We start from the raw sequence: 24,783 nt of genomic DNA, 5'->3' as shown, positions 1-24,783 counted from the left end.
CGGAAGCGGCCGTCTCCCGCCCTCGTGGCCTGTTGACGGCCATTCCGAACCTGCCTAACGTTCGACGGGCACGTGACGGGCGTCACGTGCGGTCGGCGACGAGGCGGGACACGCGATGGTCGAAGACATCCGGTCGCGGGCGCAGCTGCGCCGGGCCGTGCTCTCCAGCTACCTCGGCAGCGTCATCGAGTACTACGACTTCCTGTTGTACGCCACGGCGGCGGCGGTGGTGTTCACCAAGGTCTTCTTCTCCGGTCTGGACCCCGTGGTGGGCACGGTCGCCAGCCTCGGCACCTTCACCACCGGCTACCTGGCCCGCCCGCTCGGCGGCGTGCTGTTCGGGCACTTCGGCGACCTGCTCGGCCGCAAACGCATGCTCATCCTGACCATGACGCTGATGGGCCTCGCGAGCACCCTCATCGGAGTGCTGCCCACCTACGCCGCCATCGGCGTCTGGGCCCCGGTCCTGCTGATCGTGCTCCGCGTACTGCAGGGCATCGCCGTCGGCGGCGAATGGGGTGGCGCGGTGCTGATGTCGGCCGAGCACGCCACCAGCCGCCGCGGGCTGTGGGCGAGCTTCACCGGCGCCGGTGCCCCGAGCGGGATGATCGTTTCGACGCTGCTGCTCACGCTCATGGGCGCGGTGACCACCGACGAGCAGTTCCTGGCGTGGGGCTGGCGGGTTCCGTTCCTGCTCAGCGTGGTGCTGCTGGCCATCGGCCTGTTCGTGCGGCTCAAGGTCGACGAGACACCGGTCTTCCGCGCGAGCCACCGGCCGCCGGGTGCGCCGCTGCTGGAGGTGCTGCGCCGCTATCCGAGAAACCTGCTGCTGGGCATCGGCGTGGGCTTCGGCGCCTTCATCGCGCAGGGCACGCTCACCACGTACCTGCTGTCCTACGCCGTGCAGGCGGGTTTTTCCCGCCAGACCGTGCTGAACGCGATCACGATCTCCTCGGCCGGCGCGGTGCTCGGCGTCCTCGGCTACTCGGCGCTCTCCGACCGCGTCGGGCGCCGGCCGGTGGTGATCGGCGGGGCGCTCGCCATGGGGGTGGTCGCTTTCCTGTTGTTCCCCTTGATCGACAGCGGTTCGGTGGTGCTGCTGACGCTCGCCGTCGTGCTCGGGCAGTCGGTCGCGCACCCCGCGATGTACGGGCCGCTGGCCGCGTTGTACACCGAGCTGTTCGGCACGCGCACCCGCTACACCGGCGCCTCGCTCGGCTACCAGGTCGCGGGAATCGGGGCCGGTGTCGCCCCGGTGGTGTTCGCCGCGGTGGCGGGCGCGGGCACCCTCGTGATCTCCGTGGTGATCGCGGCGTGCTGCCTCGTCACGGTGCTGTGCGTGCTCGCGCTCGGCGAGAGCAGCCGCGCCGACCTGGCCGACCCGGCGCCGGTACGAGCGGTGGGGGTGCGGCGATGAGGTGGCTCGCCGCGCTGACGGTCGCGCTGACGGTTTTCGTCACGCCGGTCGCGCAGGCCGCCGAAGCCGGGCACTACACCGGTGAACTGGCCGACGGCGCGACCTGGGTGGCGGACGTGCCGGGAACGTGGAACGGCACGATCATCCTGTACAGCCACGGTTTCGGGCCGCTCCAGCCGCAGGACGCACCCGACGCGGCGACGGCCCGGCAGTTGCTCGCCGAGGGCTACGCGCTCGTCGGCTCGTCCTACTCGGGGCCGTCGTGGTGGGCGCTGGGGTCCGCAGTGGACGATCAGTTCGGCGCGCTGGCCGCACTGGAGTCGAAGATCGGGACGGCGAAACGCACTGTCGCGTGGGGCACCTCGATGGGCGGGCTGGTCAGCGCACGTGAGGCCGAGGACTCGCGCATTGACGGGGCGCTCACCACGTGCGGGCTGGTCGCGGGCGCCTTGAACCTCGACAATTACCAGCTCGACGGCGAGTACGCGCTGGCGCACCTGCTCGCTCCGCAGCAGCCGGTCAAGCTGGTCCGCTACGGCAGTCAGGACGAAGCCGCGGCCGCGGCCGCGACCCTGACGACGGTCACGAGCGGCGCCCAGGCCACTCCCGCGGGCCGCGCCCGGATCGCGCTCGCCGCGGCGCGGATGAACGTGCCCGGGTGGTACACCGGCGACAGCCCGCCCCGGGACTACGAAACCCAGGAGGCACAACAGGAACAGACGCTCACGGAGTTCGTGCTCGGGTTCGTCGTGACGGGCCGGTACCAGATCGAGCTCGCCGCGGGCGGCAACAGCGCGTTCAACCGGGGCGTCGACTACCGGGCGCTGCTGCGCGGGAGCAGTCACGTGGCGCAGGTGCGGGCGCTGTACCAGCGGGCCGGCCTGGACCTCGACGCGGATCTGGCGAAGCTGACCCGCGACGCGGACGTGACGGCCGATCCGCCCGCGGTCGCCACGCTCGCCCGGACGTCGATGCCCACGGGACGGCTGCGGGTGCCCGAACTGGACGTGCACACGGTCGCCGACCAGCTGGTGCCCCTGGAGCAGGAGAACTGGTACGCCGGGCTCGTGACGGCCGCCGGACGCGGGCCACTGCTGCGGCAGGCGTACGTGCGCGGCACGGGGCACTGCGCCTTCCAGCCCGCGGAGACGATCGCCGCCCTGCACGCGCTGGAGTTCCGCCTCGACACCGGCACCTGGGCCGACCGCACCACCCCCGAGCGCCTCAACGCGGCCGCGGGCACAGGCCGCTACGAACGGTTCGCGACGCCCCGGCTGACCGGCGGGCTGGGGGAACCGGGGCGGCGTTAGCGGCTCCACGCCGGATCCCGGCCGGTGAGGCCGAGAATCCGGTCCAAAGTGGACGCCGACGCCGGTACCGGGACCTCCGGGCCGTAGACGCCCATCGCGCGGGCCTCGGCGGCGTGTGCCACCACCCCGTCGTACAGGTGGGTCAGCAGGTCCTCGGGCACCTCGAACGGCTGCCCGGTCGCCCGGGCGAGGTCCCACGCGTGCACGGTCAGCTCGCCCAGGACCATGTCGGCGACCAGCGCCGCGGGCAGCTCCGTCGGTCCTCCCATCCGCGTCGTGCCCTCCGACGAACCCGGCGAGGACCAGGACTTCTCGATGCCGGAAACCACGGCCAGCAAAGCGGGCCGCCAGTCGGAAGTATCCACTTCGGACGGTTCTACCAGCTCCTTGCGGCCCGCCCCGGCCAGGGACGGTCCCCAGTACAGCAGGTGGTGAACGAGGGCCCGGACGTCGAACTCGGTGCACGGGGTCGGGTTCGTCAGCTGCCCGGGCCGGAGGCCGCGGACGACGCCGGACAGCACGGCGGCCGCGGAGGAAATGTGTGCCATGGCGGCGACCCTAGAACCCCGGCACCCCACGCGTATTGAACGAACGCGACATACACTCGGCACTCGTGGAGAGGGATGTCCGCGAGCTGAGCGGGGCTTGGGTGAAGTACCAGCGCCACGGCTACCCCGAGCCGTCGGAGGCGCTGCGGCCCTGGGTCGCCCGCTACTGGGTCGTCGACTGGCACTACGAGCAGCCGTACCGCCAGAAGATGGTGCCCTACCCGAACGTCCACCTGTCCTTCCACGACACCCGCGCGTACGTCAACGGCGTGGCCAGCGGCCACCGGACGAAGGTGCTCGACGGCACCGGGCGCGTGTTCGGCGTGGCGTTCCGCCCCGGCTGCTTCCGCCCGTGGCTCGGCGCCCCGGTTTCGACGCTCACCGACCGGATCGTGCCCGCCGAGGAGGTGTTCGGGCCGGACGTGCCCCACGAGCCGGACGTCCAGGCCGTCGAGGAGTTCCTGCTCGCCCGCCTGCCCGCCGAAGACCCGCGGGCCACGGCCGCCGCCGACACGGTCGCGCTCGTCGCCGGCCAGCCCGGCGTCACGCGCGTCGAAACCCTCGCCGAGCGTGTCGGCCTCAGCGTGCGCGGGCTGCAGCGGCTGTTCGCGGAGTACGTCGGCATCGGCCCGAAGTGGGTCATCCGCCGCTACCGGCTGCACGAGGCCACCGAGCGCATGGCGGCCGGCGGCGGCATCGACTGGGCCGCTCTCGCCGCCGATCTCGGCTACGCCGACCAGGCCCACTTCGTCCGCGACTTCCGGTCGCTGTTCGGCGAGCCGCCCACCTGGTACGCGCGGCGCTACTGACCGCGCGTCCGCTCGTAGTGGCGGCGGGCCCGGGCGCGGTTGCCGCAGTCGGCCGAGCTGCACCAGCGTCGCGAACCGTTCCTGCTGCGGTCGAGGAACAGCCACCCGCACCCGTCGTCGGCGCACTGGCGCAGGCGGACCGGGTCGACGTCCCGCAGGAACCGCCGGGCCTCCAGGGCGAGCAGGACGGGCACGTCCGCGACGTCGGAGGGCACGAACGACTCGCGCAGCGGGACCACCGAAACCACCCGGGCCCGCGCGAGCGCGCGCAGCATCGTCCGATGTAGACGGTCGCTCGGCGGCGGCTCGCGACCCGCGATCGACGCGGCCAGCACGGCGTACAGGTCCTCTCGCAGGTCACGGACGCGACTGAGCGTCCGCGCCGCCCGCTGCGGCGAGACCGGCGCCGGTGCCTGCCGCACGAGCCCCGTCCGCAGCAGCCAGGCGACGAGCACCTCGGGGGTGCGCAGCTCGTCGGCGAGCCGGTCCGGACGCAGGCGCCAGGTGACGGTGTTGACGAAGTCGAGCACCACGTCCCCGCCCACCAGCTCCAGTTCGGTCACCTAATGAGCATAACGTGTTTTACCCATTAGACAGACCGGGTAGCCGGAAGGCATGGACCGAGCGGTGTGGGGAATGACGACGGCGGCGCTGGCGGTGTCCGCTTCGGCGGTGCTCATCGGCCTGTCCGGCACCTCGCCGGGCACGGCCTCGTTCTGGCGGTGCCTCATCGCGTTGCCGCTGTTGCTGCCGCTCGCGCTGCGGGAACGGCGGCGCGCGGGGGTGCCGTCCCGTCGCGCGGCGTTGTCCGCGGTGTTCGCCGGGGCGCTGTTCGCGGGGGACATGCTGCTGTGGACGCAGGCGATCTTCGAGGTCGGCGCGGGCCTGTCGACGGTGCTGGTCAACCTGCAGGTCGTGCTGGTGCCGGTGCTCGCGTGGGCGGTCGACCGCGAGCCGGTGACGCGCGCGTTCTTCGGCTGCCTGCCAGTGGTGCTGTTCGGCGTCGTGTGCACCGCGGGACTGCTCGACCACACCCCGGCGGGCGCGGATCCGTTGTGGGGCACGGTGCACGCGCTGCTGGCCGCGCTGTGCTACACCGGGTTCCTGTTCCTGCTGCGCCGGGGTGGGCAGGGCGCCCCGCCCGTGCAGCCGTACCTGCTGGTGACCGCCTCGGCCGCCGTCGTGTCGCTGCTGGCCGGCCTGGGGTGGCACGGCGTGGACGCGACGCCCGGCTGGGCGGCGGTGGGCTGGCTGGCGCTCGCGGCGGGCTGCGCGCAGGTCGTGGGCTGGCTGCTGGTGGCGGTGTGCGCGCCGAAGCTGTCCAGCCAGCTCGGCGCGGTCCTGCTGCTGCTGACCCCGATCGGGTCCGTCGTCCTCGGCGCGCTCGTCCTCGGGGAGCATCCAGGCCCCTGGCAGCTCGCGGGCTGCGCGCTGATCCTCGCCAGCGCGCTCACGCTGGCCCTGGGCTCACGCGCGGAGTCAGCGCGCGCGGGCCGCGACGGCCACCGGCGGGGCGGCCGTCGTGCCACGGACCACGAGCTTCGGCTGTGACACCAGCTCCCGGGGTGGCAGCGCCGGGTCCGCCAGCCGCTCGACCACCGCCCGCACGGCGAGCTGGCCCTGGCGCTCGGTGTCCTGGCTGACCGACGTCAGGTCGATGTGCGACAGCTGCGCCAGGTGGCTGTCGTCGAAGCCGACGACCGACAGGTCACGCGGCACCTGCAGCCCCGCCCGCCACAGGGCGTCGAGGAAACCCACGCCACTGCGGTCGTTGCTCGCGAACACCGCGGTCGGCAGGTCACCGGGGTCCGAAAGCAGTGCGCGGGCCGCCTGTATGCCCGAGTCCTCTGTGTGGTCGCCGGGCAGGACGCGGATGTGCCCGCCGAGCCCGTGCCGCCGCATCGCCGCCAGGTACGCGCGGCGGCGCTCGGCCGCGCCGGCCTCGGTGCCGCCGTCGAGGTGCGCGATCGAGCGGTGCCCGAGCCGCACCAGGTGGTCCACGACCTGCCGGACCCCCTTCGCCTCCGCGACGTGCACCGAGTCGACCCCCGCGCCCGGATACCGGCGGCCGACCATCACCGTCGGCGTGTGCTCGCCCAGCTCACGGACGTACTCGGGATCCAGCTCGCCGCCGAGCAGGATGAGACCTTCGCAGCGGTGCCCCAGCAGCGCCTCGACCGCGCGGCGCTCGCCGCGCTCCGGCAGGGCCGCCGACAGCAGGATCTCGTACCCCTGCTGCTCGGCGGCGGGATAGATCGCCTCGACGAGGTCGGCGTGGAAGAGGTTGCGCACGGTCAGCATCACCCCGAGGACCCCGCTGCGGCTGCGCGCCAGCAGACGCGCCGCGTTGTCCGGCCGGTAGCCCAGCTCGCGCGCGGCCGCGAACACCCGGTCGCGGGTCTGCCTGCTCGCTCCCGGCTGGTCGCGGAAGACGAGGGACACCAGCGCGCGCGACACCCCCACGTGGGCGGCGACGTCCGCCATGGTGGGCCTGCGGCCGCGGGTCACGGGCTCTCGCGTCATGGTTCCGATCCTGCCTGCGCCGACTCCGGGAAGCGCTCCGGGGGCTTGACAGCGGGTGTGACGGGCAGCATAGTTCGTCGGACTAGAGCGCGCTAGTAGTGCGCGACAGTCCCGTTCCCCTCCGTGCACGAAGAGGTGCAGGTCATGAAGCAGAGGAACCGACCGTTCGCCTGGACCGCCGCGCTCGCCGCGGTGGTGCTGGCTCTCACGGGGTGCAGCAGTTCCGGGGGCAAGCAGGCCGAGCAGCAGGCCGCGGGCGCCAACGCCGGCACCGCGACCACCGCCCGCATCAGGATCGCGATGATCACCCACGAGACGCCGGGCGACACGTTCTGGGACATCGTCCGCAAGGGCGCGGAAGCCGCGGCCGCCAAGGACAACGTCGAGCTCGACTACTCCAGCGACCCCGCCGGGCCCAACCAGGCGAACCTGGTCCAGACCGCCGTCGACAAGAAGGTCGACGGCATCGCGCTCACGCTGGCGCACCCGGACGCGATGAGCGGCGTGCTGGGCAAGGCGAAGGCCGCCGGAATTCCCGTGGTGGGCTTCAACTCCGGCCTCGACAACTGGGCACAGCTGGGACTGGCGGAGTACTTCGGGTCGGACGAAACCCTGGCCGGACAGGCATTCGGGAACAAACTGAACGAGGTCGGCGCGAAGCACGCGCTGTGCGTGATCCACGAGCAGGGCCAGGTCGCGCTGGAAGCGCGCTGTGCGGGGCTGAAGCAGACCTTCCAGGGGCAGACCGAACTGCTCTACGTCAACGGGCAGGACCAGACCGCCGCGCAGTCGACCATGCAGGCGAAGCTGCAGCAGGACCGCGGCATCGACTTCGTCGCGACGCTCGGCGCGCCGATGGCGCTGCTGGCCGTGCAGTCGGTCTCCGGCGCGGGCAGCTCCGCGAAGGTCGCTACGTTCGACACCAACAAGGCGCTCGTGCAGGCCATCCAGAACGGCTCGGTGCAGTGGGCCGTCGACCAGCAGCCGTACCTGCAGGGCTACCTCGCGGTGGACTCGCTGTGGCTCTACAAGTACAACGGCAACGTCCTGGGCGGCGGCAAGCCCACGCTGACCGGGCCGGCGTTCATCACCAAGGACAACATCGCCTCGGTCGCCCGGTTCGCCGACGCCGGAACCCGGTGAGGAGGCCGTCATGACCCAGGCGCTGGCCCCCGCGCCCGCGACGGGCGGGCACACGCAGGCCCGGCCCCGGTCGTTCGGCCGCCGGGTGATCGCGCGGCCCGAGTTGAGCTCCCTGCTCGGCGCGGTCGTGGTGTTCGTGTTGTTCTTCGCGGTCGCCCCGCCGTTCCGCGAGCCCGCCTCACTGTCCACTGTGCTCTATTCGAGCTCGACGATCGGGATCGTCGCGGTCGCGGTGGCGCTGCTGATGATCGGTGGCGAGTTCGACCTGTCCGCCGGGGTCGCCGTCACCACCGCCTCGCTCACCGCGTCGATGACCGCCTACCAGCTGAGCCTCAACGTGTGGATCGGCGTCGCCGCCGCGCTGGTGCTGGCGCTCGCGATCGGATTTCTCAACGGCTACCTCGTGATGCGCACGAGGCTGCCGAGCTTCCTGATCACGCTGTCCACGTTCCTGATGCTGCAGGGCCTCAACCTCGCGCTCACGAAACTGGTGACCGGCAATGTCGCCACCGACTCGATCGCCGACATGGACGGGTTCGCCTCCGCCAGGGCCGTGTTCGCCTCCGACATCCTGATCGGCGGCGTCGCGGTCAAGGTGACGATCTTCTGGTGGCTGTTCTTCGTGGCCGTCGCCACCTGGCTGCTGCTGCGCACGCGCGCGGGCAACTGGATCTACGCCGTGGGCGGGCAGGCCGAGTCGGCCCGCGCGGTCGGGGTGCCGGTGAAGTGGACGAAGATCGCGCTGTTCATGACGGTCGGCTTCGGCGCCTGGTTCGTCGGGATGCACCAGCTGTTCGCGTTCGACTCCGTGCAGTCGGGCATCGGGATCGGCAACGAGCTGCTCTACATCGCCGCCGCGGTGATCGGCGGCTGCCTGCTCACCGGCGGCTACGGCTCCGCGATCGGCGCGGCCATCGGCGCGCTGATCTACGGCATGACCACGCAGGGCATCGTCTACGCGGGCTGGAACCCGGACTGGCTCAAGTTCTTCGTCGGCGCGACGCTGCTGCTCGCCACGCTGCTGAACATGTGGGTGCGGCTGCGCACCTCGCGGAGGTGAAACCATGACGAGCACCCCGCTGGTGGAGCTGACCGGCGTCGGCAAGAGCTACGGCAACATCACCGCGCTGCGGGACGTGAGCGTGAGCGTGCACGCAGGCCAGGTGACGTGCGTGCTCGGCGACAACGGCGCGGGCAAGTCCACACTGATCAAGATCGTCTCGGGCCTGCACGGCCACGACGACGGCGAGTACCGCGTCGACGGCGAGCCGGTCCGGTTCTCCTCCCCGCGCGAGGCGCTGGACCGCGGCATCGCGACCGTGTACCAGGACCTGGCCGTGGTGCCGCTGATGCCGGTGTGGCGCAACTTCTTCCTCGGCTCGGAACCCACCAGCGGCGTGTGGCCGTTCCGGCGGCTCGACGTGCGGAAGATGCGCGAGACCACCGATGCCGAGCTGCGGAAGCTGGGCATCGAGCTGCCGGACGTCGACCTGCCGATCGGCAGCCTGTCCGGCGGGCAGCGCCAGTGCGTCGCGATCGCGCGGGCGATCCACTTCGGCGCGCGGGTGCTGATCCTGGACGAGCCGACCGCGGCGCTGGGCGTGAAGCAGTCGGGCGTGGTGCTCAAGTACGTCGCCGCGGCGCGCGACGCCGGGCTCGGCGTGATCTTCATCAGCCACAACCCGCACCACGCGTTCCTCGTCGGCGACCACTTCGTGGTGCTGCGCCAGGGCGAGGTCGAGCTCGACGCGAAGCGGGCCGAGCTGACGCTGGACCAGCTGACCCACCACATGGCCGGGGGCGCGGAGCTGGACACGCTGCGGCACGAGCTGAACCGCACGCAGACCGCGGAGCTGCTGGACCGACCCTGAAGGGAAGTCATGGACAGCATCGGTGTCGCCGTCATCGGGGCCGGAATGGCGGGGCGGGCCCACGCGAGTGGCTACCGCTCGGCGGGCACGGTGTACGGCCTCGACCGGCCCGCCCTCCGCCTGGTGGCGATCTCCGATCTCAATCCCGCGCTGGCCGAGGACACCCGCCGTCGCTACGGTTTCGAGCGCGTCGAACCCGACTGGCGCGCGCTGCTGGACGCCGGCGACGTGCAGGCGGTCAGCGTCGTGGTCGCCAACCAGCTGCACCGCGAGATGCTGGAAGCCCTGCTGGCGGCCGGAAAGCACGTGCTGTGCGAGAAACCCCTCGCACCGTCCGTAGTGGACGGTCGCGCGATGGTGGCCGCGGCCGCGCGCGCCGACCGCGTCGCCGTCGTCGGCTACACCTACCGGCGTTCCCCGGCGATCAGCGCGATCCGGGGGGAGCTGGCCGCCGGGCGGCTGGGCGAGGTGGTGCACTTCAACGGCCACGGCTGGTACGACTACGCGATCGACCCGCTCACGCCGATGACGTGGCGCTACCGCGGCGGCCCGGGCACCGGTGTCCTCGCCGACACCGGCAGCCACCTGCTCGACACCGCCGAGTACCTGTGCGGGCCGGTGGTGTCGGTCAGCGGCGGCGCGTTCTCGACAGTGATCCCGCGGCGCCCGGTTCCGGCGGGGCCGACGATCGGGCACGCCCGGGCCGAGCTGACGGGCGAGTACGAGCCGGTGGAAAACGAGGACATCGCGACCTTCACCGCGCGGTTCGCCGGCGGTGCGCTCGGCACGTTCTCGCTGTCCCGGATCGCCCACGGCCTGCCGAACGGGCTGGCGTTCGAGGTGTTCGGCACCGGCGGGTCGGCGGCGTTCGACCTGCAGCGCGCGGCGGAGTTCACGATCTCCGACGCGAGCGCCGAGGGCCACCGGCGGGTGTTCACCGGTCCCGCGCACCCGTATCTGCGGGGCGGCCTGCCGATGGACGCGCCCGGGCAGGGACACGGTGTCGCGGACCTGTTCACCTACCAGGCCCGGTCCTTTGTGGACCAGATCGCGGGCGTCAAGGAGCTGCCCCCGTGTGCGACGCTGGAGGAGGGCGTGCGCGGGCTGGAAGTGATCGAAGCCGTGATCACCTCCGCCCGCTCCGGCGGTGCGGCCGTGCCGGTGGGGTCCCGATGACCGCCGGGTTCGACCTCGTCACGATGGGCCGGATCGGGGTGGACATCTACCCGCAGCAGACCGGCGTCGGGCTCGAAGACGTCACGTCGTTCGGCAAGTACGTCGGCGGCACGGCCACCAACGTCGCCGTCGCGGCCGCGCGGTACGGGCTGCGGTCGGCGGTGATCACCAAGACCGGCGCCGACCCGTTCGGCCGCTACCTTCGCCGTGCGCTGCGCGGCTACGGGGTGGACGACCGGTTCATCGGCACCAGCGAGCACCTGCCGACCCCGGTGACGTTCTGCGAGATCTTCCCGCCCGACGACTTCCCGCTGTACTTCTACCGGTTCCCGCAAGCGCCGGACCTCGACCTGCGGCCGGACGACGTCGACCTCGACGCGGTGCGCGACGCGAGGATCTTCTGGGTCACCGGCACGGGACTGTCGGAGGAGCCGAGCCGCTCCACCACGCTGGCGGCGCTGGCGGCCCGCGGCCGCCGCGGGATCACCGTGCTGGATCTGGACTACCGGCCGATGTTCTGGTCCTCCCGCGAGGAGGCCCGTGAATGGGTCGGCGCGGCGCTCGGCCACGTGACGGTGGCTGTCGGGAACCTCGACGAGTGCGAGACGGCGGTCGGGGTTCGCGAACCACGGGAGGCCGCGAAAGCGTTGCGGGACAGGGGAATCTCGCTCGCCGTCGTCAAGCAGGGGCCGAAGGGCGTGCTCGCGGTCGGTGACTCCGGCGAGGTGGAGGTGCCGCCGGTGCCCGTCGAGGTGGTCAACGGGCTCGGCGCGGGCGACGCGTTCGGCGGCGCGCTGTGCCACGGCCTGCTCTCCGGCTGGGACCTGCGCCGGACGATGCGGTTCGCCAACGCCGCCGGGGCGCACGTCGCGGGCGAGCTCGCGTGTTCCGACGCCATGCCGACCGAGGCGCAGGTGCTGGCCAGGCTGGCGGGCGCCGATGTCTGACACCGTGCGCCGGATCGTCGCGAAACGGATACGTCATCCGGAGGCGATCTTCGAAGCCGCCGCGAACCGCGTGCGTGCGCAGTCGCCGTTCAACCCCCGGGGCCGGGCGATGATCCTCGCCGCGGACCACCCCGCCCGCGGTGCGAACGCCGTCGGCGGCGACCCGCTCGCGATGGCCGACCGCGGTGAACTGCTGGAGCGGCTGTGCCTCGCGCTGGAGCGGCCCGGCGTCACGGGCGTGCTGGCGACCGCGGACATCCTGGAGGACCTGCTGCTGCTCGGCGTGCTCGACGGCAAGACCGTGTTCGGCTCGATGAACCGGACGGGGCTCGCCGGGTCGACCTTCGAGATCGACGACCGCTTCGCCTGCTACGACGCCGGATCGCTCGCCCGGATGCGGTTCGACGGCGGCAAGATGCTCACCCGCATCTGCCTGGACGACCCGGCCACGCCGGGCGCGCTGGAAGCCACCGCGAAGGCCATCAACGAGCTCGCCGGGGAGAAGCTGGTCGCGCTGGTCGAGCCGTTCCTGTCCGGATGGGCCGACGGCAGGCTGCGCAACGACCTGTCGCCGAACGCGGTGATCCGCTCGATCACCATCGCCTCCGGCCTCGGCCGGACGTCCGCGTACACGTGGCTGAAGTTGCCGGTGGTCGAGGACATGGAGCGGGTGCTGGCCTCCTCGACGCTGCCGGCCCTGCTGCTGGGCGGCGAGGTCCAGGACCCGGACGCGGCGTTCGCGGCGTGGCAGAAAGCGCTTTCCCTCCCGACCGTGCAGGGCCTCGTGGTCGGGCGTTCCCTGCTCTACCCGCACGACGGGGACGTGGCCAAGGCAGTCGACACCGCAGTGGGGTTGTTGTGAAGCTGTACCACGAGGCGGGCAGCACCGCCGAAGGACCGTTCAGCCTGGTCGTCACGCCGGAGTCGGCGGGCTGGGGCCACTCGGGCCTGCGTGTCCTGGAGCTGGACGGCAGCCAAAGCCTGTCCACAAGGGACAGTGAAGCCCTCGTACTTCCGCTGTCCGGCAGCTGTTCCGTGGAAGTCGAGGGGCAGACCTTCGAGCTCACCGGGCGCACGAGCGTGTTCGACGACGTGACGGACTTCGCCTACCTGCCCAGGGACGCCGAAGCGACGATCACCGGGCACGGCCGCTTCGCGCTGCCCTCGGCGAAGACGGGAAAGCGCTTGCTCCCACGCTACCAACCAGCCTCGGACACACCCGTCGAGCTGCGCGGCGCGGGAACCTGCTCGCGCCAGGTCAACAACTACTGCCTCCCGCACACGTTCGACGCCGACCAGCTGCTGGTCTGCGAGGTGCTGACGCCGGGCGGGAACTGGTCGTCGTACCCGCCGCACAAGCACGACGAAGACCGCGAGGGCGAGAGCGTGCTGGAGGAGATCTACTACTTCGAGGTCACCGGCGGCGGCATGGGCTACCAGCGCGTATACGGCACCGACGAACGCCCGATCGACGTGCTGGCCGAGGTCCGCACCGGCGACGTGGTGCTGATCCCGCACGGCTGGCACGGCCCGTCGATGGCCGCGCCCGGCTACGACCTCTACTACCTCAACGTCATGGCGGGCCCCGGTCCGGAGCGGGCCTGGCTGATCAGCGACGATCCCGCCCACGGCTGGGTGCGCCGGACCTGGGATTCGCAGGAGACCGATCCCCGGCTGCCGTTCGGGAGGCAGCGATGAGACTCACCACCGCCCAGGCGCTCGTGCGGTTCCTCGCGAACCAGTACTCCGAACGCGACGGCGTCGAGCAGCGCCTGATCCCCGGGGTGTGGGGCATTTTCGGGCACGGCAACGTCGCCGGGCTCGGCCAGGCGCTGCTGCAGTACCCGCGCGAGATGCCGTACTACCTCGCGCGCAACGAGCAAGGCCAGGTGCACGCGGCCGCCGCGTTCGCGAAGATGCGCAACCGGCTGCAGACCTTCGCCTGCACGGCCTCCACCGGCCCCGGCTCCACGAACATGGTCACCGGTGCCGCGCTGGCGACCACCAACCGGCTGCCCGTGCTGCTGCTGCCCAGCGACGTGTTCGCCACCCGATTTCCGGATCCGGTGCTGCAACAGCTCGAAGACACCCGCGCCGGGGACGTGAGCGTCAACGACGTGTTCCGGCCGGTGTCGAAGTACTTCGACCGCGTCACCCGGCCCGAGCAGCTGATTCCCGCCGCGCTCGCCGCGCTGCGGGTGCTGACCGATCCGGTGGAGACCGGCGCGGTCACGCTCGCGCTTCCGCAGGACGTGCAGGCCGAGGCGTACGACTGGCCCGAGGAGTTCTTCCGCCGCCGCGTCTGGCACGTCGACCGGCCCGTGCCCGCGCCGGAGGCGCTCGCGCGGGCGGCGTCGTTGGTGCGCGGCGCCGGAAAGCCGCTGATCGTCGCGGGCGGGGGAGTGGTCTACTCCGAGGCCGGGCAGGAGCTGCGTGCGTTCGCCGAAGCCACCGGCATTCCCGTCGCGGACACGCACGCGGGCAAGGGTGCCGTGCAGTGGGACCACCCGTGCGCGGTCGGCGGCCTTGGCTCGACCGGCACGTCGGCGGCGAACGCGCTGGCCGCCGAGGCGGATGTCGTGCTCGGCATCGGCACCCGCTACAGCGACTTCACCACGGCCTCCCACACCGTCTTCGGCAACCCGGACGTCAGGTTCGTCAACCTCAACATCGCCCGGTTCGACGCGGCGAAGCACTCCGCCGAAATGCTGCTCGCGGACGCCCGTCGCGGCATCGAAGCCCTGCACGAAGCGCTGTCCGGCTGGCGGGCCGACGGCGCGTGGTCGAATCGGGCGAGAGCCCTCGCCGACGAGTGGAACCGCAAGGCCGACGAGTGCTTCGACCTCGGCCACAGCCCGCTACCCGCGCAGACGGAGATCCTCGGCGCGCTCAACCGGACCCTCGACGACCGCGACGTGGTGATCAACGCGGCCGGCTCGATGCCGGGCGACCTGCAGATGCTCTGGCGGGCCCGCGATCCGAAGGCGTATAACGTCGAATACGCCTACTCCTGCATGGGCTACGAGGTGGCCGCCGGCCTCGGCACGAAGCTCGCGGCGCCGGACCGCGAGGTGGTCGTCCTGGTCGGCGACGGCTCGTACCTCATGATGGCGCAGGAGATCGCCACCATGGTCGCCGAGGGCCTCAAGGTGATCATCGTCCTGGTGCAGAACCACGGGTTCGCCTCCATCGGCTCGCTGTCGGAGTCGCTGGGCTCGCAGCGGTTCGGCACCTCGTACCGCTACCGCAGCGGCGACACCGGGCTGCTCGACGGCAGCGTGCTGCCGGTCGACCTCGCCGCCAACGCCGCGAGCCTCGGGGCCGCCGTGCTCAAGGCGTCCACAGTGGACGAGTTCACCAAGGCGATCGCCCAGGCTAAGGCAAGTTCCGCCACGACGGTCGTCCACGTCGAGACCGACCTGTACGGCCCCAACCCGCCGGGCTCGGCGTGGTGGGACGTGCCGGTCAGCGAGGTGTCCGAGCTGGAGTCCACGCGCAAGGCGTACGAGGCGTACGCCGCCGCCAAGCGGAACCAGCGCCACTACCTGTAGGAGCAGCATGACGATTCCGCGCACCGTCATCGGCAACCTCTGCCTCGGCACGGCGCCCGACTCCTGGGGTGTGTGGTTCCCCCAGGACGAGCACCAGGTGCCCTATTCCCGCTTCCTCGACGAGCTCGTGCGGGCCGGCTACCGCTGGGTGGAGCTGGGCCCGTTCGGCTACCTCCCGACCGACCCGCGGCGCCTCGCCGACGAGCTGGGCGAACGCGGCCTGCGGGTCTCCGGCGGCACCACGTTCGGCGCCCTGCACCGGCCGGACCAGTGGGACGAGATGCTCGCGAACACCCGCCGGGTCGCCGAGCTGACCGCCGCCGCGGGCGCGCACCACCTCGTCTACATCCCGCCGATGTACCGCGACGAGAAGACCGGCGAGTACACCGAGCCGCCCGAGCTGACCGCGGCGCAGTGGGCCTCGTTCGGGCGGCGGGCCGACGAGCTGGGCCGGATCCTCCTGGAGGAGTACGACGTGCGGCTCGTGCTGCACCCGCACGCCGACAGCCACATCCAGACCCAGCCGGAGATCGAGCGCTACCTCAACGAAAGCGACCCGCAGTACGCCAACCTGTGCCTGGACACCGGGCACGTGGCGTACGGCCGCGGCGACGCCGTCGACCTCGTCCGCCGCTACGCCGACCGGATCGGGTATGTCCACATCAAACAGATGGACCCCGTCATCCTGGACCAGGTGTGGGCGGAGAACCTGGCGTTCGGCGAGGCGGTCAAACGCGGGGTGTGCGTCGAACCGCCCGCCGGGGTGCCGAACCCGGACGACGTCGTGGCGGCACTGTCCGAACTGGACGCCCGAATCTTCGTGGTCGTCGAGCAGGACCTGTACCCCTGCGCGCCGGACGTGCCGCTGCCGATCGCGACGCGCACGCGGGAATACCTGCACTCGCGCGGGTTGCGGGGTGAGTGGGCGTGACCGTCTCCGTGGGAGTGATCGGCACCGGCATGATCGGGCAGGACCACATCCGGCGGCTGACCGAGGTGGTTCCCGGCGCTTCGGTCGTCGCGGTGTCCGATGTGGACGCTGCCAGGGCGGCCGGAGTCGCGTCGGGGATCGGCGCGCGAGCCCTGCCGAGCGGGCACGACGTCATCGCCGATCCGGCGGTGGCCGCCGTCGTGGTCACGAGCTGGGGGCCGACGCACGCGGAGTACGTGCTCGCCGCGATCGCCGCGGGCAAGTACGTGTTCTGCGAGAAGCCGCTGGCCACGACGGCGGAGGACTGCCTGCGGATCGTCGAGGCCGAGCAGGCCGCCGGGCGGCGGCTCGTGCAGGTCGGGTTCATGCGCCGCTACGACGCCGGCTACCGCGCGATGAAACAGGTGCTCGACGGCGGCCGGCTGGGGCATCCGCTGCTCGTGCACTGCGTGCACCGCAACGTGACCGTGCCCGAGTCGTACCACTCGGACATGGCGGTGCAGGACACCGCGGTGCACGAGATCGACGCGATCCGCTGGCTGCTGGGCGAGGAGATCGTCTCCGCGCAGGTGCTGCGGCCGCGGGTGACGAGCAGGCGGTTCGAGCACCTGCAGGACCCGCAGTTCATGCTCTTCGAAACCGCCAGCGGCGTGCGCGTGGACCTGGAGGTGTTCGTCAACTGCCAGTTCGGCTACGACATCCAGTGCGAGACCGTGTGCGAGGCGGGCACCGTGCGGCTGCCGGACCCGGCGGACGTGATCGTCAAGGCCGCGGGCGGGCAGCGCACCGGCGTGCTGCAGGACTGGAAGCAGCGCTTCGGGGCGGCCTTCGACGCGGAGTTCGCCGAGTGGATCGCGTCGGTGCGCGAAGGCCGCCTGACCGGGCCGAGTGCGTGGGACGGATACGCCGCCGCCGTGATCACCGACGCCGCGACCGAGGCGCTGCACAGCGGCGGCGTCGTGTCCGTGCGGCTCAAGGACCGTCCGGGGGAGCTGCCGTGAAGATCGCGCTGGACCCTTACATGCTGCGCGGGCTGCCGATGGCCGACATGGTGCACACGGTCGCCGACCTCGGTTACGAGTACCTCGAACTGTCGCCGCGCGAGGACTTCATGCCGTTCTTCCTGCACCCGCGTGCCGACGACGAGAAGGTCGCTTCGCTGAAGCGTGTGCTGCGGGAGACCGGGGTGCAGCTGTCCAGCACGCTGCCGCTCTACCGGTGGTCGAGCCCGGACGAGGCGGAACGGCAGGCGGCGGTGCGGTACTGGAAGCGGATGATCGAGGTGACCGCGGAGCTGGAGTGTCCGCTGATGAACTCGGAGTTGGGCGGCCGCCCCGAAAAGGCCGCGGAGAGCGAGGCCGCGTTCTGGCGGTCGCTGGAGGAGTTGCTGCCGGTGTTCGAGCGCGAGGGGATCGCGCTGAACCTGGAGGCGCACCCGGACGACTTCTGCGAGCTGAACGACCCGGCGGTCGACCTGGTGCGGGCGGTCAACCGGCCGTGGGTGAACTACCTGTACTGCGCGCCGCACACGTTCCACCTCTCCGACGGAACGGGTGACGTCGCGCGGATGCTGCGCTACGCGGGCGGGAAGCTACGGCACGTGCACCTCGCCGATTCGTTCAACCACAAGGGTTCCTCGGGTCTGCGGTACATCCTGAACCCGCCGGGGACGCCCGCGCGGGTGCACCAGCACCTGGACATCGGCCAGGGCGAGGTGAACTGGGGCGAGTTCTTCGGCACGCTGCGGGAGCTGGGTTTCGACGGCGTGGCGACGGTGTGCGTCTTCGCGTGGGAGGAGCGCGCGGTGGAGTCCGGCGCCGCGATGCTCGACCGGGTGCGGAAGGAGCTGGGCTGACCGCATCCCGGGACGGCTTCCCCTCGCGCGGCGGGGCGCGCATCATGTCCCGAAACGGCCTCACGACTCCCGGCGGTGGTCACGGTGAAGCGGTTCCTGCGCACGTTCGCCCGCGCTTTCGGCAGCCTCGGTCACCCCGGTGCGCCGGACGACCTGGGGTTCGCACTGCCACGCCCGGACTGCCCGCCCGCGGGCTACCCGGCGGACCGGTCGAGCGTTCCGCTGTCGGCGCGGGAGGAGGAGGCGTTCCGGCTGCTGGCCGACGACCTCGCCCGCTGAGGACAGTCGCTCAGTCGAGGCAGAACTCGTTGCCCTCGACGTCCTGCATCGTCAGGCACGACTCGTTGTACTCGTCGGCGACCAGCAACCCCACCCGGACCGCGCCCAGCGCGACCAGCCGCGCGCACTCGGCTTCGAGCGCGGCGACGCGCTCCGCGCCCACGAGCCCGGTGCCGACCCGCACGTCGAGGTGCACCCGGTTCTTGACGACCTTGCCCTCGGGAACGCGCTGGAAGAACAGCCGCGGGCCCACGCCCGAGGGGTCGGCGCAGGCGAACGCCGCGCCCCGCCGCTCGGGTGGCAGCGAGCGGTCGTAGTCGCACCAGGAGGCGAAACCCTCCGGTGGCGGCGGTACGACGTACCCCAGCACCTCACACCAGAACCGGGCGACGCGCTCGGGTTCCGCGCAGTCGAAGGTGACCTGGACCTGCTTGACCGACCCCATCTGTGCACCCTAGCGGCCCGGGCGGGCGTCAGGACCCCGCCGACCCCGCGCCCACGAGATGGGGCCAGATGCGGGCCGCGAGATCTTCCGGGGAACCGGGGCAGCCGCGGCGGAGCCAGTCCATGATCGTGCCCAGCAGGGCGCCCGCCAGCAGCGCCGCGGGCGGGTCGTGCGGGATCTCCGCCGGGTCGTCGGCGTGGGTGGGGGAGTCGGTGCCCGCCAGGTGCACGTGGATGGCGATCGCGATCCGCTGGTGCAGGTGGTTGATCACGCGCGCGCTGCCGTCGGCGTCGAGCAGCGCCCGGTACAGCCGGGCGTGCGCCGCGACGTGCCCGAACACCCGCGCCAGCGCGCCTGCCGGGTCGGCCGCCTGCTGCGGCAGGAGCACGTGCGCGGCGGCGATCAGCTCGTCGAACAGCTCGGTACCCGCGGCGGCCGCCAGGTCGTGCACGTCGGTGTAGTGCTCGTAGAACGTCGAGCGGTTGACCGCCGCCCGCCGGGTGACGTCGGAAATCGAGATCTGGCTCAGGTCCCGCTCCTCGATCAGCTCCAGCAGCGCGCCCTCCAGCGCCGAGCGGGAACGGCGGCTGCGAGGGTCGGTGAGCTGCGGGGACGGCATCCCGGAAGTCTACCTATCCGACAGGTGTTGGTTAAACGACAGCTGATGGAGTAAGAAGGGAGGAGTTCACCTGCCGTCGCGACGAGGAGTTGGTAGATGACCACCGCGGAGCCCCGGAACTACCCGTTCAGCCACCCGGACCGGCTGGACACCGAGCCGCTGTTCGCGCGGCTGCGCGCCGAGGAACCGCTGACCCGCGTCTGCCTGCCCTACGGCGAACCGGGCTGGCTGGCCACCCGCTACGAGGACGTCAAGGTCGTGCTCGGCGACCCGCGGTTCAGCCGCGCCGCGAGCCTGGAGCACGACGAGCCGCGGATGCGCCCGCAGCCGTCCCAGCCGGGCAGCATCCTCAGCATGGACCCGCCGGACCACAGCAGGTTGCGGCGGCTGGTCACGAAGGCGTTCACGGTGCGGCGCATCGAGGAGCTGCGCCCGCGGGTGCAGGAGATCGCCGACGGGCTCGTGGACGCGATGCTCGCCGAAGGCCCGCCCGGCGACCTGATCGAGAACTTCGCGCTGCCGGTGCCGGTCACGGTGATCTGCGAGCTGCTGGGCGTGCCGTACGACGACCGCGTGGACTTCCGGTACTGGTCCGACGCGTTCCTGTCCACCACCAAGTTCACCCCCGAGCAGGTCGGCGAGTGCACTCAGAAGATGCGCGGATACCTGGAGGGCCTGATCGCGCAGCGGCGCGAGACCCCGAAGGACGACCTGCTCAGCGGGCTGGTCGCGGCGCGCGACAACGACGACCGGCTGTCCGAGGACGAGCTGGTGATGCTCGTGATGGCGCTGCTCGTCGCCGGGCACGAGACCACCGCGTCGCAGATCCCGAACTTCGTGTACGTGCTGCTGACGCACCCGGACCAGCTGGCGCTGCTGCGGTCCGACCTGAGCCTGGTGCCGCGGGCGGTCGAGGAGCTGATGCGGTACGTCCCGCTCGGGCTCGGCGCGGGCATTGCGCGGTACGCGCTGGAGGACCTCGAACTGGGCGGGGTGACCGTGAAGGCCGGGGAGGCGGTGATGCCGGTGCTCGCGTCGGCCAACCGCGACGAGTCGGTGTTCACCGACCCCGACCGGCTCGACCTGCTCCGCCAGGAAGGCACGCACATCGGCTTCGGGCACGGCGTGCACCACTGCCTCGGTGCGCCGCTGGCGCGGATGGAGCTGCAGGTCGCGCTCGGCACGCTGCTGCGCCGCCTGCCGAACCTGCGCCTCGCCGAAGGCGACGCCGGGGTGCGGTGGAAGGAGGGCCTGTCGACCCGCGGCCCGGAGCGGATGCTGCTGGCCTGGGACGCCTGAGGCGGCACCGGAAACGAGGGAGCGGGAGGCGGCGCGGCCTCCCGCTCCTTTTCGTTCAGTGCCGTTCGCCGGTGATCTCCTCCGGCGGCAGGACCGACAATGTGGCCAGTGCGCGCAGGAAGGCCGCCCGGTCGGTGGGGTCCAGGTGCGCCAGGACGCGCTGCTCGTTGCGCTGGATGTCGGCCTGGGCGGCACGGCGTGTGCGGCTGCCGTCGGGCGTGATCGCGACGAAACGGGCGCGGCGGTCGGACGGGTCCGGGGTGCGCTCCAGCAGGCCGTGGCGCTCCAGCTCGTCCAGCACGCGGATGATGCGGCTCTTGTCCGCTCCGATCGCCTGCGCCAGCGCGGCCTGCGTGCGCACCGGCTGCCCGTCCACCGCCGACAGCACGACGTAACCCCACATGCTCAGCCCGTGTGCCCGCAGGATCGGCAGCTCCGCGGCGATCAGCGACCGCTGCAGCGGCGCGATCATCGCCGCCAGGTCCGGTCTCCGCTCCGCCATACCGGGAATGCTAACGACCTTGACCGAATGATAAGCGCACGCATATCGTATGCGTATGCCTATCGATGAGCTGCTGAAGCAGCACCGCGTGGCGGTCGAAACCAGCGTGCGGATCGTGTCGCGAGTAGGGGATCTGACCCGGCCCACGCCCTGCGCGGAATGGACTCTCGGGGACCTGCTCGCGCACATGATCGCCCAGCACCACGGGTTCGCGGCCGCGGCGAGGGGGCGCGGCGGTGAACCGGGGGTGTGGCAGGTGCGCCCGATCGGGCCCGCGCCGGCGGGGGAGTACGAAGCCGCGGCCGCCGACGTACTCGCCGCTTTCGCGGACCCCAGCCCGACGTTCCACCTGCCCGAGTTCGCCCCGGTGTCGGACTTCCCGGCGGAGCTGGCGATCGGGTTTCACCTGATCGACTACGTCGTGCACGGCTGGGACGTGGCCCGTTCGCTGGGCATCGAGTACCGGCTCGACCCCGCACTGGCCGACACCGCGCTGAAGATCGCGCTCGCCGTCCCGGGCGGTGACGCCCGGCTCGCTCCCGGCGCGGCCTTCGCACCAGCGCTGTCCACATCGGACGGTGATCCGCTGTCCCGGATCCTCACGGCCCTCGGTCGTTCACCCGCCTGGCCGGCCTGAGCCGTTCGAGCGAATGTCCGGTGCGCGCGTTAACGCCGTCCCGTGCCCGGCGTCTCACCGGTGGGCGCTCCAGCCCACACCAGTTCGGCGGGAGGCAATCACATGGGTGGTTTCATCGATGCGACGGCGGAGACGAAGAACCCGGCTTCGGAGAGCGAGGTCCGGTGCGGCCGTGCACTGGCGGCACTGCTGCCCGCCAGTCACACGGTGGTCCTGCAGGTGCCGAGCGGGCACCGCGGGGCGGTCGGCGGCAGCGGCGCGACCGCGGACTTCATCGTGTACACCGGCGGCAGCGTGAACGGTGCGCCCAAGCCGCTGCTGGAGATCCGGGAGAACGAGAACTACTGGGGCACGGTCGACGCTTACACGCCCGAGGGGTTCAACCCGGGCGGCTCGGTGAACATGGTGCGGGACAAGCTGTCCACGCAGGCGAGGGCGGTCATCGTCGACCTGGGGAACCTGACCAACCCGGCGCAGCGGAAAGAGGTCGTCACGAAGATCATCACCATGGTGGACAAGGCGCACAAGGGCAGCATGGTCGTCTTCCACTTCGAGGGCACGAGCCGCGTGTACAACCCGGCGGACTCCTTCCGGAAGACGGGTGACCAGTTCGTCTGACCGGGCACCACGCCTGCTTCGGCCCGACGCCGGGAGCCGAAGCAGGCCGGCCGTTCGTCAGCTCCCCAGCGTCTCCCGCAGTCCGGGCTGCAGCCGGTCCGCGTGGGCGCGCACCAGGTCGTCGCACAGCTGCCAGATCCGTTCCACCGGCAGGGCCGCCGCGGTGGCCGGGTCGGTCATCGCCGCGTGGCGGATGTGCCGGGGATCGTCCTCGACCGCCGCGCGGACCACCAGGTCCGTGGTGCTCAGGTAGGTGCGGTTGAGCGCCGCGAGCTGAGGGGGCAGCGCGCCGATCCGGGTCGGGCGCACACCGGAACCGTCGACGAGACAAGGGACTTCCACCGCGCCGCCCTCGGGCAGGTTCGCGATCAGGCCCCGGTTCAGCACGTTCCCGTACACCGTCCGCGGGGTGCCGGTCACGATGCTGTGGATGATCTGCGGCGCGTACTCGTTCGTCCCCTCCACCGGCAGCGGCTCGCCCTTCGCGACCGCCGCGCGCGTGTTCTCGTACTCGGCCTCGTTCTCCGCCACCACGTCCAGGTAGGCGCCGATCGGCAGGCGCAGCCGCTCGACCTCGCTGTCGTGCCCGAGGTACCACGGCACGTACTCCGACGAGTGCTCGCTGGTCTCCGTCGGGTAGTACCCCAGGCGCCGGAACATGTCGAACCGCACGCGCCTGCGCAGCTGCGGGTCCTCTTCGGACAGTCGCGCGAGCCGCGGGTACAGGTCGCTGCCCCGGTGCTCCAGCCGCAGCACCCACGCCTGGTGGTTCACCCCCGCCGCCACGTAGGTGACCTCGTCGAACGGCACCCCGACCAGCTCGGCGAGCCCGTGCACCGTCCAGTACACCGAGTGGCACAGGCCCACCACGCGGTCCGCGCGGCCGATCTCGCTCAGGTACTGGACGTTCATCGCCATCGGGTTGGTGTAGTTGAGCAGCCACGCGTCCGGGCACACCTCCGCGATGTCGGCGGAAAGCGCCTTCAGAAACGGGAACGTCCGCAGCGCGCGGAAGATCCCGCCGATCCCGAGCGTGTCGCCGATCGTCTGGCGCACTCCGTAGGAGGCGGGGATGTCGAAGTCGGTGCGGGTGGCCTCACCCATGCCGATCTGCACCGTGTCGAGCACGAAGTCGGCGCCCGCCAGCGCCTCCCGCCGGTCGAGGTGGGCGGTGATCTTCGGCTTCACCCCGCGCGCGTCCGCGATGGACCGGGCGGCGGCCGAAGCCGTCTCCAGGCGCTGCGGGTCGATGTCGTGCAGGCTGACGTGCACCTCGCCCAGCTCCGGGTGGGCGAACAGGTCGGCCAGCAGACCCTGGGTGAACACGACACTGCCCGCGCCGACGAAGGTGATCTTGGGGGTCATGCGGTTTCCGTTCTGACGTACTCGGTGTGGGCGAGGGCCTCGTCCCACGTGGGCTGGCTCGCGGTGCCGCCGGCGGCGAGCACGGACCGGCCGCCGCAGGCGACCGCGAACCGCAGGGCCTGCTCGACGGGAAGCCCGCCGAGGGTCGCGGCGAGGAACCCGGCGTTGAAGCTGTCCCCGGCGCCCACGGCGTCGACCGCTTCGACCGGGGTCGCCCGCGCACTGACCACGGCGTCCCCGGCGACGGCGAAAGCCCCTTCCGCGCCGTCCTTGACGACCACCACCGGGCCTCGCGAAGCCAGCGCCGCGGCCGCTTCCCGGGCGTCCGCGACCCCGGCGAGGCGGCACGCCTCCGCCGCGTTCGGCAGCAGGTAACCGACTTCCGGCAGCACCGCGGAAACACCGTCCCAGCGCCCGGCCGGATCGTCGTTGGTGTCCAAAGAGGACGAAGCGCCGTGCGCCCGCGCCGTGCGGAACAGCTCCGGCAGCCCGGCCGCCAGCTTCGGCAGCAGGAAGTACGACGACGCGTGCACGTGCCGGCACGACGCGAGCAGGTCCGCGGGAACGTCGGCGGGCGTGGTCGCCTCGAACGTGCCGGGAGTGGTCACGATCGCCCGGTCGCTGCCGCGGGTCAGCACGATCGTCAGCGGCGTCGGCAGGTCCGGATCGGTGTGCAGCGCGCGGGTGTCGACCCCGCGCTCTTCGAGGACGTCGCGCACGAACCGCCCGGCGGCGTCGTTCCCGACGCGCGCGGCGATGGCCACCCGCAGGCCGAGCCGGGCGGCGCCGGCGGCGGTGATGGCCGCCGAGCCGCCGAGGGTGAGCACGCCGCGCTCGGCCAGCTGCTCGCGCTGGCCGAAGGCGAGGTCCGCGGTGAGCGGCCCGGCGATGACGTCGGGGTTCGCGTCCCCGATCACGAGCAGGTCGAAGGTCACGGC

General features: G+C 71.9%; 27 protein-coding genes. 19 read left to right on the top strand and 8 right to left on the bottom strand.

What is annotated here, in order from left to right; genetic code table 11:
• Positions 1-115 precede the first annotated feature (115 nt).
• Both FHX82_RS24120 and FHX82_RS24115 read left to right on the top strand, forming a co-directional pair.
• A complete protein-coding gene (locus tag FHX82_RS24120) occupies positions 116-1,417 on the top strand; it encodes an MFS transporter (RefSeq protein ID WP_145936136.1) in 1,302 nt (433 codons plus the stop codon).
• The gene (locus tag FHX82_RS24115) at positions 1,414-2,727 is read left to right on the top strand and encodes an alpha/beta hydrolase (RefSeq protein WP_229880339.1); all 1,314 of its coding nucleotides are present in this window, start codon (positions 1,414-1,416) and stop codon (positions 2,725-2,727) included. Before FHX82_RS24120 ends, FHX82_RS24115 begins: the two co-directional genes overlap by 4 nt.
• On the opposite strand, the gene FHX82_RS24110 is transcribed toward FHX82_RS24115, so the two are convergent.
• Positions 2,724-3,275 (bottom strand): TIGR03086 family metal-binding protein, encoded by a 552-nt coding sequence (locus FHX82_RS24110; protein ID WP_145936137.1) that lies wholly within the window; start codon positions 3,273-3,275, stop codon positions 2,724-2,726. The genes FHX82_RS24115 and FHX82_RS24110 overlap by 4 nt on opposite strands.
• A gap of 65 nt (positions 3,276-3,340) precedes the next feature.
• Here FHX82_RS24110 and FHX82_RS24105 point away from each other — a divergent pair, with 65 nt between their 5' ends.
• The gene (locus FHX82_RS24105; RefSeq protein WP_183176798.1) at positions 3,341-4,084 is read left to right on the top strand and encodes a helix-turn-helix domain-containing protein; all 744 of its coding nucleotides are present in this window, start codon (positions 3,341-3,343) and stop codon (positions 4,082-4,084) included.
• Here the strand turns inward: FHX82_RS24105 and FHX82_RS24100 are convergent.
• The gene (locus tag FHX82_RS24100; RefSeq protein WP_145936138.1) at positions 4,078-4,647 is read right to left on the bottom strand and encodes a CGNR zinc finger domain-containing protein; all 570 of its coding nucleotides are present in this window, start codon (positions 4,645-4,647) and stop codon (positions 4,078-4,080) included. The two genes, FHX82_RS24105 and FHX82_RS24100, sit on opposite strands and share 7 nt — an antisense overlap.
• A 52-nt stretch (positions 4,648-4,699) precedes the next feature.
• Between FHX82_RS24100 and FHX82_RS24095 the strand changes: the two genes are divergently transcribed.
• The gene (locus FHX82_RS24095) at positions 4,700-5,635 is read left to right on the top strand and encodes a DMT family transporter (protein WP_145936139.1); all 936 of its coding nucleotides are present in this window, start codon (positions 4,700-4,702) and stop codon (positions 5,633-5,635) included.
• Here FHX82_RS24095 and FHX82_RS24090 read toward each other — a convergent pair.
• The gene (locus tag FHX82_RS24090; RefSeq protein ID WP_229880337.1) at positions 5,564-6,607 is read right to left on the bottom strand and encodes a LacI family DNA-binding transcriptional regulator; all 1,044 of its coding nucleotides are present in this window, start codon (positions 6,605-6,607) and stop codon (positions 5,564-5,566) included. The genes FHX82_RS24095 and FHX82_RS24090 overlap by 72 nt on opposite strands.
• Before the next feature lie 144 nt (positions 6,608-6,751).
• Here FHX82_RS24090 and FHX82_RS24085 point away from each other — a divergent pair, with 144 nt between their 5' ends.
• The 12 genes from FHX82_RS24085 (at position 6,752) to FHX82_RS24030 (ending at position 18,360) form a co-directional block, all read left to right on the top strand.
• On the top strand, positions 6,752-7,750 hold the full coding sequence (locus tag FHX82_RS24085) for a sugar ABC transporter substrate-binding protein (protein ID WP_145936140.1): 999 nt from the start codon (positions 6,752-6,754) through the stop codon (positions 7,748-7,750).
• A 10-nt stretch (positions 7,751-7,760) separates the two neighbouring features.
• A complete protein-coding gene (locus tag FHX82_RS24080) occupies positions 7,761-8,810 on the top strand; it encodes an ABC transporter permease (RefSeq protein ID WP_145936141.1) in 1,050 nt (349 codons plus the stop codon).
• 4 nt (positions 8,811-8,814) lie between these two features.
• Positions 8,815-9,621: an ATP-binding cassette domain-containing protein gene (locus tag FHX82_RS24075; RefSeq protein WP_145936142.1), complete on the top strand. Its 807-nt coding sequence runs from the start codon at positions 8,815-8,817 to the stop codon at positions 9,619-9,621.
• 9 nt (positions 9,622-9,630) lie between these two features.
• Positions 9,631-10,797, top strand: coding sequence for a Gfo/Idh/MocA family protein (locus FHX82_RS24070; protein ID WP_145936143.1), 1,167 nt, complete (start codon positions 9,631-9,633; stop codon positions 10,795-10,797).
• Positions 10,794-11,744 carry a 5-dehydro-2-deoxygluconokinase gene (iolC, locus tag FHX82_RS24065; protein ID WP_145936144.1) on the top strand — a complete coding sequence of 317 codons (951 nt, stop codon included), beginning with the start codon at positions 10,794-10,796 and terminating at the stop codon, positions 11,742-11,744. Before FHX82_RS24070 ends, iolC begins: the two co-directional genes overlap by 4 nt.
• Positions 11,737-12,606 (top strand): Cgl0159 family (beta/alpha)8-fold protein, encoded by an 870-nt coding sequence (locus FHX82_RS24060; protein ID WP_145936145.1) that lies wholly within the window; start codon positions 11,737-11,739, stop codon positions 12,604-12,606. Before iolC ends, FHX82_RS24060 begins: the two co-directional genes overlap by 8 nt.
• Positions 12,603-13,442, top strand: a complete 840-nt coding sequence (gene iolB, locus FHX82_RS24055; RefSeq protein WP_145936146.1) for a 5-deoxy-glucuronate isomerase — start codon at positions 12,603-12,605, stop codon at positions 13,440-13,442. Before FHX82_RS24060 ends, iolB begins: the two co-directional genes overlap by 4 nt.
• A complete protein-coding gene (gene iolD / locus FHX82_RS24050) occupies positions 13,439-15,295 on the top strand; it encodes a 3D-(3,5/4)-trihydroxycyclohexane-1,2-dione acylhydrolase (decyclizing) (RefSeq protein WP_145936147.1) in 1,857 nt (618 codons plus the stop codon). Before iolB ends, iolD begins: the two co-directional genes overlap by 4 nt.
• 7 nt (positions 15,296-15,302) lie before the next feature.
• Positions 15,303-16,226, top strand: coding sequence for a TIM barrel protein (locus FHX82_RS24045; RefSeq protein WP_145936148.1), 924 nt, complete (start codon positions 15,303-15,305; stop codon positions 16,224-16,226).
• Entirely contained in the window at positions 16,223-17,227 is a 1,005-nt protein-coding gene (locus tag FHX82_RS37800) for a Gfo/Idh/MocA family protein (RefSeq protein ID WP_145936149.1), read from the top strand. Before FHX82_RS24045 ends, FHX82_RS37800 begins: the two co-directional genes overlap by 4 nt.
• Entirely contained in the window at positions 17,224-18,081 is an 858-nt protein-coding gene (locus FHX82_RS24035; RefSeq protein WP_145936150.1) for a sugar phosphate isomerase/epimerase family protein, read from the top strand. Before FHX82_RS37800 ends, FHX82_RS24035 begins: the two co-directional genes overlap by 4 nt.
• An 84-nt stretch (positions 18,082-18,165) precedes the next feature.
• Entirely contained in the window at positions 18,166-18,360 is a 195-nt protein-coding gene (locus tag FHX82_RS24030) for a hypothetical protein (protein WP_229880335.1), read from the top strand.
• A gap of 10 nt (positions 18,361-18,370) precedes the next feature.
• On the opposite strand, the gene FHX82_RS24025 is transcribed toward FHX82_RS24030, so the two are convergent.
• Together FHX82_RS24025 and FHX82_RS24020 are read right to left on the bottom strand one after the other, a co-directional pair.
• Entirely contained in the window at positions 18,371-18,805 is a 435-nt protein-coding gene (locus FHX82_RS24025; protein ID WP_145936152.1) for a VOC family protein, read from the bottom strand.
• A 28-nt stretch (positions 18,806-18,833) separates the two neighbouring features.
• Entirely contained in the window at positions 18,834-19,424 is a 591-nt protein-coding gene (locus FHX82_RS24020) for a TetR/AcrR family transcriptional regulator (protein WP_145936153.1), read from the bottom strand.
• A 96-nt stretch (positions 19,425-19,520) separates the two neighbouring features.
• Here FHX82_RS24020 and FHX82_RS24015 point away from each other — a divergent pair, with 96 nt between their 5' ends.
• The gene (locus FHX82_RS24015) at positions 19,521-20,723 is read left to right on the top strand and encodes a cytochrome P450 (protein WP_145936154.1); all 1,203 of its coding nucleotides are present in this window, start codon (positions 19,521-19,523) and stop codon (positions 20,721-20,723) included.
• Positions 20,724-20,778: 55 nt separating this feature from the next.
• Here the strand turns inward: FHX82_RS24015 and FHX82_RS24010 are convergent, their stop codons facing one another.
• Positions 20,779-21,225, bottom strand: coding sequence for a MarR family winged helix-turn-helix transcriptional regulator (locus tag FHX82_RS24010; RefSeq protein ID WP_145936155.1), 447 nt, complete (start codon positions 21,223-21,225; stop codon positions 20,779-20,781).
• A 55-nt stretch (positions 21,226-21,280) separates the two neighbouring features.
• On the opposite strand from FHX82_RS24010, the gene FHX82_RS24005 reads away from it, so the two are divergent.
• Together FHX82_RS24005 and FHX82_RS24000 are read left to right on the top strand one after the other, a co-directional pair.
• Positions 21,281-21,862 carry a TIGR03086 family metal-binding protein gene (locus FHX82_RS24005; protein ID WP_229880333.1) on the top strand — a complete coding sequence of 194 codons (582 nt, stop codon included), beginning with the start codon at positions 21,281-21,283 and terminating at the stop codon, positions 21,860-21,862.
• 102 nt (positions 21,863-21,964) lie between these two features.
• A complete protein-coding gene (locus FHX82_RS24000; RefSeq protein WP_145936157.1) occupies positions 21,965-22,480 on the top strand; it encodes a hypothetical protein in 516 nt (171 codons plus the stop codon).
• 57 nt (positions 22,481-22,537) lie between these two features.
• Here FHX82_RS24000 and FHX82_RS23995 read toward each other — a convergent pair whose 3' ends face one another.
• Complete coding sequence (locus tag FHX82_RS23995) at positions 22,538-23,845, bottom strand: alpha-glucosidase/alpha-galactosidase (protein WP_145936158.1); 1,308 nt, start codon at positions 23,843-23,845, stop codon at positions 22,538-22,540.
• Positions 23,842-24,780: a carbohydrate kinase family protein gene (locus FHX82_RS23990; protein WP_145936159.1), complete on the bottom strand. Its 939-nt coding sequence runs from the start codon at positions 24,778-24,780 to the stop codon at positions 23,842-23,844. The genes FHX82_RS23995 and FHX82_RS23990 overlap by 4 nt, the downstream gene beginning before the upstream one ends.
• Positions 24,781-24,783 lie beyond the last annotated feature (3 nt).

Origin of the sequence: Amycolatopsis bartoniae (genome assembly GCF_014191255.1) — a bacterium.
Taxonomy (GTDB): domain Bacteria; phylum Actinomycetota; class Actinomycetes; order Mycobacteriales; family Pseudonocardiaceae; genus Amycolatopsis_E; species Amycolatopsis_E bartoniae.
This window is presented reverse-complemented; position numbering and strand designations above follow the sequence as displayed.

Coding starts and splice junctions, on each gene's coding strand:
- FHX82_RS24060 (WP_145936145.1), top strand. CDS start 11,737: ATGTCTGACACCGTGCGCCGGATCGTCGCGAAACGGATACGTCATCCG.
- FHX82_RS24025 (WP_145936152.1), bottom strand. CDS start 18,805: ATGGGGTCGGTCAAGCAGGTCCAGGTCACCTTCGACTGCGCGGAACCC.
- FHX82_RS23995 (WP_145936158.1), bottom strand. CDS start 23,845: ATGACCCCCAAGATCACCTTCGTCGGCGCGGGCAGTGTCGTGTTCACC.
- FHX82_RS24095 (WP_145936139.1), top strand. CDS start 4,700: ATGGACCGAGCGGTGTGGGGAATGACGACGGCGGCGCTGGCGGTGTCC.
- iolD (WP_145936147.1), top strand. CDS start 13,439: ATGAGACTCACCACCGCCCAGGCGCTCGTGCGGTTCCTCGCGAACCAG.
- FHX82_RS24120 (WP_145936136.1), top strand. CDS start 116: ATGGTCGAAGACATCCGGTCGCGGGCGCAGCTGCGCCGGGCCGTGCTC.
- FHX82_RS24000 (WP_145936157.1), top strand. CDS start 21,965: ATGGGTGGTTTCATCGATGCGACGGCGGAGACGAAGAACCCGGCTTCG.
- FHX82_RS24090 (WP_229880337.1), bottom strand. CDS start 6,607: ATGACGCGAGAGCCCGTGACCCGCGGCCGCAGGCCCACCATGGCGGAC.
- iolC (WP_145936144.1), top strand. CDS start 10,794: ATGACCGCCGGGTTCGACCTCGTCACGATGGGCCGGATCGGGGTGGAC.
- FHX82_RS24005 (WP_229880333.1), top strand. CDS start 21,281: ATGCCTATCGATGAGCTGCTGAAGCAGCACCGCGTGGCGGTCGAAACC.
- FHX82_RS24020 (WP_145936153.1), bottom strand. CDS start 19,424: ATGCCGTCCCCGCAGCTCACCGACCCTCGCAGCCGCCGTTCCCGCTCG.
- FHX82_RS24080 (WP_145936141.1), top strand. CDS start 7,761: ATGACCCAGGCGCTGGCCCCCGCGCCCGCGACGGGCGGGCACACGCAG.
- FHX82_RS24015 (WP_145936154.1), top strand. CDS start 19,521: ATGACCACCGCGGAGCCCCGGAACTACCCGTTCAGCCACCCGGACCGG.
- FHX82_RS24045 (WP_145936148.1), top strand. CDS start 15,303: ATGACGATTCCGCGCACCGTCATCGGCAACCTCTGCCTCGGCACGGCG.
- FHX82_RS24075 (WP_145936142.1), top strand. CDS start 8,815: ATGACGAGCACCCCGCTGGTGGAGCTGACCGGCGTCGGCAAGAGCTAC.
- FHX82_RS24115 (WP_229880339.1), top strand. CDS start 1,414: ATGAGGTGGCTCGCCGCGCTGACGGTCGCGCTGACGGTTTTCGTCACG.
- FHX82_RS24110 (WP_145936137.1), bottom strand. CDS start 3,275: ATGGCACACATTTCCTCCGCGGCCGCCGTGCTGTCCGGCGTCGTCCGC.
- FHX82_RS24070 (WP_145936143.1), top strand. CDS start 9,631: ATGGACAGCATCGGTGTCGCCGTCATCGGGGCCGGAATGGCGGGGCGG.
- FHX82_RS24085 (WP_145936140.1), top strand. CDS start 6,752: ATGAAGCAGAGGAACCGACCGTTCGCCTGGACCGCCGCGCTCGCCGCG.
- FHX82_RS24010 (WP_145936155.1), bottom strand. CDS start 21,225: ATGGCGGAGCGGAGACCGGACCTGGCGGCGATGATCGCGCCGCTGCAG.